Annotated in this window: 3 protein-coding genes and 1 pseudogene; 3 read left to right on the top strand and 1 reads right to left on the bottom strand. The window is 72.8% G+C overall.

Translation table 11 applies throughout. The features are described from left to right. Nucleotides 1-146: pseudogene (locus I5E_RS26170) on the top strand (ABC transporter permease); the annotation flags it as partial. A gap of 26 nt (nt 147-172) precedes the next feature. Further along, the gene (locus I5E_RS22465) at nt 173-700 is read left to right on the top strand and encodes a GNAT family N-acetyltransferase (protein ID WP_022905520.1); all 528 of its coding nucleotides are present in this window, start codon (nt 173-175) and stop codon (nt 698-700) included. Between the two features lie 81 nt (nt 701-781). Here the strand turns inward: I5E_RS22465 and I5E_RS20950 are convergent, their stop codons facing one another. Further along, nucleotides 782-1,057, bottom strand: coding sequence for a hypothetical protein (locus I5E_RS20950; protein WP_022905519.1), 276 nt, complete (start codon nt 1,055-1,057; stop codon nt 782-784). Between the two features lie 103 nt (nt 1,058-1,160). Between I5E_RS20950 and I5E_RS01955 the strand changes: the two genes are divergently transcribed. Continuing rightward, nucleotides 1,161-1,464: hypothetical protein (locus tag I5E_RS01955; RefSeq protein WP_031261076.1), on the top strand; the 304-nt coding region annotated here is incomplete at its 3' end.

Raw genomic sequence — 1,464 nt, 5'->3', positions numbered from 1 at the left:
TGCCGGGCCTGCAGATCATGCAGTTCGCGCCGTCCTCGGTCATCACGATCATCCTCGTCGTGATGTTCATCGCCTTCCTCGCGGGCACCCTGCCCGCGCGTCGGGCCGCCCGCCAGAACCCGATCGAGGCGCTCCGGTACGAGTAGGCGCGCGCGTGCCTAGTCTCTGAGGGGTGGCGGCGTTCGGACGGGACCTCGGGGACGGGTACACGCTGACGCTGCGCGACCTCACGACCGTCCGGCCGCTGCACGAGCTCGTCGTCGCCAACGCCGACCGGCTGCGCGCGGCGGAACCGTGGGCGTGGCAGGAGCAGAGCGTCGAGACGATCGGCCTGCACACCGAGCGCCTGCTCGCGCAGTACGCGATGGACCGGGCGCTCCCGTGCGTCATCCGGCTGGACGACCGGGTCGTCGGTGCCGCCTCGCTCGCCTTCGACCCCTACCTCGGGCAGGCATCGCTCGGCTACTGGGTCGATGCGGGCCAGGAGGGACGGGGTGTCGCCCGGCGGGCGGCCACCGTCCTCGTCGGGGTCGCCCGGACCCGCGGCTCGGCCCGGGTGGAGATCCGGACCGCCGTGGACAACCGCCGGAGCCGTGCCCTCGCCGAGCGGCTCGGCTTCGCGTACGAGGGCACCCTGCGGAGCGCGCTGCCGCTCGGGCCGGTGCGGGTCGACGTCGCCGTGTACGGCCTCGTGTTCTGAGTCGGGCTCGCCGTGTCCGGCCCGGTGCTCTGAGTCGAGCCCGCCGCGTCCGGCCCGGTGACCCGCGCCCGGCGCTCCGGTTCAGCGGCCCTGGGTGACCCCGGTCCAGACCGCGAACGCCCCGCCGACGACGAACAGCGCGAGCAGCAGGATCCAGACCGCCAGCGCCACGAGGTTGAGGAGGATCCCCCAGCCGGCACGACCACGGGCGAACGGCTCGCGGCTCCGCGAGGCGACGCCGAGGCACAGCCCCACGATCGGCGCGACGAACGTCCACCCGGCGAGCAACGAGCAGATGCCGAGCACGAGACTCGCCGTGCCGAGACCGGTGCGGGAGGATTCCGAGATCGTGGCCATGCACCCGACGCTACGGGTCCGTGGGAGGCGGGTCGTCCCTCCCGAGCGTGATCCGGGTCCACCTGCGGACGGATGGTCACCCGACGCCGGTATCGTCGACTGCATGGCCTTGTTCGGACGACGCAGCAAGCACGACGTGCGCGACCGGCCCGTCAGCCAGGTCGAGCTGAAGCGAGCGGTCGACGAAGGCTTCCTCATCGCCAAGGCCGCCGTCACCATCGCCGTCGGCAACCGGATCATCACGAACGCGCTGCGCGACGAGGGGTACTTCGACCACGCCGTGATCGCCGAGGCCGCGCGCGAGGAGCTCCACCGCATGGCCGACGAACAGCGCGGCGACGCTGCCCGGATGCGCGACATCCGGTCGCGGTCGAGCAAGCAGAAGGGGCGCTCGCGGCACCAGCACG

Source organism: Curtobacterium sp. B18, from assembly GCF_000333375.1.
Taxonomy (GTDB): Bacteria; Actinomycetota; Actinomycetes; order Actinomycetales; family Microbacteriaceae; genus Curtobacterium.
This window is presented reverse-complemented; position numbering and strand designations above follow the sequence as displayed.

Bases quoted from the DNA above. Each gene is read 5' to 3' on its own strand.
- I5E_RS20950 (WP_022905519.1), bottom strand. From the start codon at position 1,057: ATGGCCACGATCTCGGAATCCTCCCGCACCGGTCTCGGCACGGCGAGT.